Source organism: Gordonia oleivorans (genome assembly GCF_040044975.1).
Taxonomy (GTDB): Bacteria; Actinomycetota; Actinomycetes; order Mycobacteriales; family Mycobacteriaceae; genus Gordonia; species Gordonia oleivorans.
On sequence record NZ_JBDZDI010000041.1, the window covers coordinates 1 to 5378 of the forward strand.

A 5378-nucleotide genomic window follows, 5' to 3' on the forward strand; every position below is an offset into this window, starting at 1 on the left:
CCGGTGCCGGTCGCGGCGTCATCATGTGGGTGCCGCCGCGGCGGTGGCTGGTGTGGTGGCGGTACCGACCACGCTGGCGGCATCCGGTGTCGTCGCGGCGATGGTGATCGCGATGTGTGTGTAGCCGAGGCAAACCCGGGCGGGTCGGGCCGCTAGGGGTTGTTGAGAAGCTGCTGCATCCTGGCGATTTCACTTTCCTGGTCAGTGACGATCTGGCGTGCCAGCGCGATCGCCTCGGGCGATTGGCCGTCTTGAATCTCGGTCTTGGCCATGGCGATGGCGCCGCGGTGGTGTTCGATCATCTGGGTCAGGAACAGGCGCGACGCCTCGGCGCCTTGCGCGTCGCGTAGCTGCTGCATCTGTTCTGGCGACATCATGCCCATCATCGACGGCATCGGGGAGGTACCCGGTGCCATCGAGGTACCCATGTCCATGTTGTGCCCCTGGCCCTCGAGTGGGGCTCCCCATTGCTTCAGCCACGACTGCATCTGCTCGATCTCGGGCTGCTGAGCGTCTTTGATCTGCTGGGCCAGACTGACGACCTGGGGGTTGATGTTGTCCTTCTCCAACAGGATGTCGCTCATCATGATCGCCTGGGTGTGGTGCGGGATCATCTGCTGGGCGAACGAGATGTCCGCGCTGTTGTGTTCGGCAGAGGCCGCCGCTGACGATTCGGTACTGACCGTGCTGGTACCCATCCCCGACATCGAGGAATGATCCTCAGTCGAGGTGTCCGAACACGCGGCCACCACTGTCAGAACAGCCGCCGCGGCAGCAACGACGACACCGGTTCGTGTGACTCTCATCGATCTCCTCCTCAAGAGTGATACTTCGCCACCGCCCGGCGGCGCTTCGATAACAATTCTACTAACACCGATAGTAGTTAGTCGCCTGCCCGGCACCCACAAAACGGGCGGTGAACTGCGCAAACAAAGCCGCTAATGCCTGATTAGTTCGCTTCGTAGTGGAGCCGCGTGTGACTGGTGGGGCACAAGTGACTTGTGGTGTGATCTCGCGGGTACACGCATGGCACTCGTGCGTGGGTCTACGACGTCCGCGGGAAAGGTCCGACCGCATGCAGATGGTGTTGACATCGCTACGGGTCAAGGCGGGGCAGCAGTGGGGCCCCAAAGCGCTGGGGGTGGCAGCGGCGGTGTGCGTGGGCGTTGCGCCTGTGATTGCCACCGCACCGGCGGCGGCCTCAACCGATGGACATGTGGCCGGGGAGCTGATCGCGATCGTGCAGGACTCGGTGAAGGCCGCTTTGGGTGGTGCCGCGGCGGCGAATTTGGGGAAGCCGATCACGCAGACGGCGTCCTGCCTGGGCGCTCAGGCCCAGTCGGGCAGCGTCGGCGATGCGGGCAGTGCAGCCGCACTGCAGTGCTTCGGCACGTTTTCGCTCATTGATCCGATAGACGGGTTCCGGATCATCGACGCGTTACCGCTGGCTCGGCTGGTAGCCACCCTGATCGCCGCAATCGTGCCGCACGATCCGAACGAGCCGCATGGCCCCCAGCCGCAGGAACCCGGAACGCCGACACCGCTGCTGCCCGGTAGTGGCGGTGCGGTGGCGCCGACTGCGGGCGAGATCACGTCCACCTTCGGTGACGGACGGGGCCATCAGGGCATTGATATCGGCAATGATCTGGGCGCGCCCATTGTCGCGGTAGCTGACGGGGAGGTCATCACCTCCGGACCTGCCGAGGGGTTCGGGTTGTGGATGCGGATCCGGCACGATGACGGCACGATCACCACCTACGGCCACAACGACGAGAATCTGCTCGAGCAGGGCGCGCGAGTACGGATGGGCCAATCGATCGCCACGGTGGGCAACCGTGGGGTCTCGACCGGCCCGCATCTGCATTTCGAGGTTCTCGACCCGACGGGAGTCAACGTCGATCCGGCACAGTGGCTGGCCGATCGTGGGGTGGTTCTGGCGATGGCCGCTGATGCCGACGCCCGCGCGCCGGGGCCGGTGGTGCCGCAGTGGGTCGGCGAACGACGCCTGTGACGAGCCAGCGCGGTGTGGTGGGTCAGGAACGAACGAGGCGAGCGATGGCCGCCGAGGCTTCAGCGATCTTCTCCTGTGCCTCGTCGCCGCCGGAGTGGGCGGCATCGAGCACGCAGTGGGTGAGGTGGTCGTCGAGCAAGCCCAGCGCGACCCCCTCCAGTGCCTTGGTCAGCGCCGAGATCTGGGTCAGGATGTCGATGCAGTACTGCTCCTCGTCGACCATCCGGTGGATACCTCGGGATTGGCCTTCGATGCGCTTGAGGCGGGCCAGGTATTTGCCCTTATCGCTGATGTAACCGTGGGAAGAGTGTTCCGAGGCAGAGGATTCTTCCGGGGTGGAGGATTGTCCCGGTGCGGACGCAGCGGTCATGGACTCACCTTCTCAATGGATCTCGGTCGGTTGTGCTGCAGTCCACGCACTGTACTCGCGCCTGGCTGCAGGTCGAGTCGGCGTAACAGTTGCGCGTTGAGTGCGACCACGACCGTCGAGGCTGACATCAGAATCGCTCCGACCGACATCGGCAGGACGAACCCGATGGGCGCGAGAATTCCGGCGGCCAGCGGTACAGAGATCAGGTTGTATCCCGCTGCCCACCACAGGTTCTGCTTCATTTTTCGGTAGCTGGCGTCCGACAGCTCGATGACCGACAGCACCGAGCGGGGGTCGTCGCTGGCGAGGATGACCCCGGCCGAGGCGATCGCGACGTCGGTGCCGGCCCCGATCGCGATGCCCACATCGGCCTGGGCCAGGGCGGGGGCGTCGTTGACGCCGTCGCCCACCATCGCCACCTTGCGGCCTTCGTGCTGCAGTTCGGCCACCTTGCTGGCTTTGTCTTCCGGCCGTACACCGGCGAACACCCGATCGATACCGAGGTCGTGAGCGACGGTGTGCGCCACTGCTTCGGCGTCGCCGGTAATCATCACAACCTCGACCCCGCGGGCGTGCAGCACCTCGACGGCTTGGCGGGATTCCCCGCGCACCTCATCAGCAAGTTTGAGAGCTCCAATCAGCTCAGTGTCGCGGGTGACATGCAGGATGATTGCGCCGTCGGCGCGCCAGCGATCAGCGATGGCCAGTTCCTGATGGCCCTGTTCCTCGAGCATGCGGGGCCCGCCCACCCGCACTGTGGCGCCCTCGACGCGAGCGGTCACACCGACCGCCGGTGACGAGGTGAAGTCGGTGGCCGCCGGCACCGGCCGCGCGCGGTCTCCGGCAGCTGCGACAATCGCTCGCGCCAACGGGTGCTCACTGTCGGCTTCGGCGCTGGCGGCCAGGGCGAGCACGGTGTCCTCATCGACGCCGTCGGCGGCCGCGATCTCGATGACCGTGGGCTCACCCTTGGTCAGGGTTCCGGTCTTGTCGAACAGCACCGCATCCACAGTGCGCATGGCCTCAAGTGCCAACCGGTCTTTAACCAGCACGCCGCCGCGGGCGGCGCGTTCGGTGGCAATGGCCACCACCAGGGGGATAGCCAAGCCGAGTGCGTGCGGGCAGGCGATGACCAGCACGGTGATGGTTCGAATCACCGCCTGGTCGGGTTGGCCGATGACCGTCCACACGATGGCGGTGATGATCGCTGAGCCGAGCGCGAACCAGAACAGCAGCGCTGCAGCGGAATCGGCCAGCCGCTGGGCGCGGGAGGTGGAGTTCTGCGCGTCTGCCACCAGGCGCTGAATCCCGGCCAGCGCCGTGTCATCGCCGGTGGCGGTGATCTGGACCCGCAGCCCCGAGTCGGTGGCCACCGTGCCGGCCACCACCTGATCGCCGATGCCGCGGCGCACCGTGCGCGATTCTCCGGTGACCATGGATTCATCGAGCTCGGCCGAGCCGTCTACGACGCGACCGTCGGCCGGCACGCTGGCCCCCGGGCGCACGATCACCACATCTCCGACCTGCAGCTCACTGGGAGCAACCGTGGTGATCTGGTCGCCATCGACGCGTTCGGCCTCATCGGGCAGCAGCGCGGCCAGCGAGTCCAGGGCCGAGGTCGTCTGGGCCAGCGACCGCATCTCGATCCAATGCCCCAACAGCATGATCACGATGAGCAGCGCCAGTTCCCACCAGAAGTCCAGTTCGTGGTGCAACACACCGATGCTCGCACCCCAGGACGCCACGAAGGCCACCGTGATCGCCAAGGCGATCAACAGCATCATTCCCGGTGCACGCGACCGCAGTTCTGAATAGGCGCCTACCAGGAACGGCCGCCCACCCCAGCAGTACATCACCGTACCCAGCACCGGTGAGACCCACTTCAACACTTCACCATCGGGTAGGTCATAGCCGATGAGCATCGCGAACATGGGCGAAAAGGCCACGACCGGCACAGCCAGGGCCAGCATGATCCAGAACAGCCGCCGGAACTGCCCGACGTGATCACCATGCCCCCCATGCCCAGCGTGATCATGGTCTGCGCGGGCGCGCTCAGCATGGTGATCGTGGTGGTTGTGTGACGCTGCGGCGAGTTGGCCGTGGTGGCGTTCATCGGCGGCGTCGTGACCGACGTGCTCAGGGGAAGAGTGCTCGTTCATGCCGCTACCTTATACCCCTGGGGGGTATATGTCGAGGGGTTGGTGGGTGGAACTGTGGACGATGAGTGGGGCGGGCTGGTGAAGGCGCGCAGCCGCAGGCTGTTGCTGACGACGAACACGCTGGACAACGCCATGGCGGCCCCAGCCAGCATGGGGTTGAGCAGTCCCAGCGCGGCCAGCGGTATCGCGGCGACGTTGTAGGCGAATGCCCAGAACAGGTTCATTTTGATCGTTTTCAGAGTGGTGCGTGCCAAGGCGATCGCGTCGGCGGCAGCGTTGAGGTCGCCGCGGACCAGGGTGATGTCAGCGGCATGCATGGCGGCGTCGGTGCCGGTGCCCATCGCCAGCCCGAGATCGGCGTGGGCCAGGGCAGCGGCGTCGTTGACGCCGTCGCCGATCATGGCCACAACCTTGCCGTCGGATTGCAGGTCGGTGATGACGGCGGCTTTGTCGGCCGGCAAGACGTTAGCGATGACGGTGTCGATACCGACCTCAGCGGCCACGGCATCGGCGACGGTCTGGTTGTCGCCGGTCAACAGGATGGGCGTCATACCCAGTGCGGCGAGCCGGGCGATGGCGTGTGCGCTGGTGGGTTTGATCGCATCGGCGACCGCCAGGACCGCATGGGCGCGGCCGTCCCAGGCGACGAGTACGGCGGTCTGTCCGGCTTCTTCGGCGGCGGTCTGCGCCTCGTTGAGGTGAGGGTCATCCACGGCGATGCCGTGTTCGGCCAGCAGCGTCGGACGCCCGACGGTGACCACACGTCCCTGGACCAGACCGCGCACGCCTCGACCTTCGAAGTTGCGGAAGTCGTCGACCTCGTCGAGCGGCCCGACTT

The 5378-nt window shown here is 66.0% G+C and carries 5 protein-coding genes; 1 reads left to right on the forward strand and 4 read right to left on the reverse strand.

Annotated elements, in window-relative coordinates:
• Window positions 1–152: 152 nt before the first annotated feature.
• A complete protein-coding gene (locus ABLE92_RS25895) occupies window positions 153–806 on the reverse strand; it encodes a DUF305 domain-containing protein (protein WP_006438341.1) in 654 nt (217 codons plus the stop codon).
• 269 nt (window positions 807–1075) lie between these two features.
• On the opposite strand from ABLE92_RS25895, the gene ABLE92_RS25900 reads away from it, so the two are divergent.
• Complete coding sequence (locus ABLE92_RS25900; protein ID WP_159372045.1) at window positions 1076–2011, forward strand: M23 family metallopeptidase; 936 nt, start codon at window positions 1076–1078, stop codon at window positions 2009–2011.
• 22 nt (window positions 2012–2033) lie between these two features.
• On the opposite strand, the gene ABLE92_RS25905 is transcribed toward ABLE92_RS25900, so the two are convergent.
• The 3 genes from ABLE92_RS25905 to ABLE92_RS25915 all read right to left on the reverse strand — a co-directional run.
• A complete protein-coding gene (locus tag ABLE92_RS25905) occupies window positions 2034–2381 on the reverse strand; it encodes a metal-sensitive transcriptional regulator (protein ID WP_137809389.1) in 348 nt (115 codons plus the stop codon).
• Window positions 2378–4540, reverse strand: a complete 2163-nt coding sequence (locus ABLE92_RS25910) for a copper-translocating P-type ATPase (protein WP_007239617.1) — start codon at window positions 4538–4540, stop codon at window positions 2378–2380. Before ABLE92_RS25910 ends, ABLE92_RS25905 begins: the two co-directional genes overlap by 4 nt.
• Window positions 4537–5378 (reverse strand): HAD-IC family P-type ATPase (locus tag ABLE92_RS25915; RefSeq protein ID WP_348807654.1); only part of this gene is annotated, 842 nt, incomplete at its 5' end. The genes ABLE92_RS25915 and ABLE92_RS25910, both read right to left, overlap by 4 nt.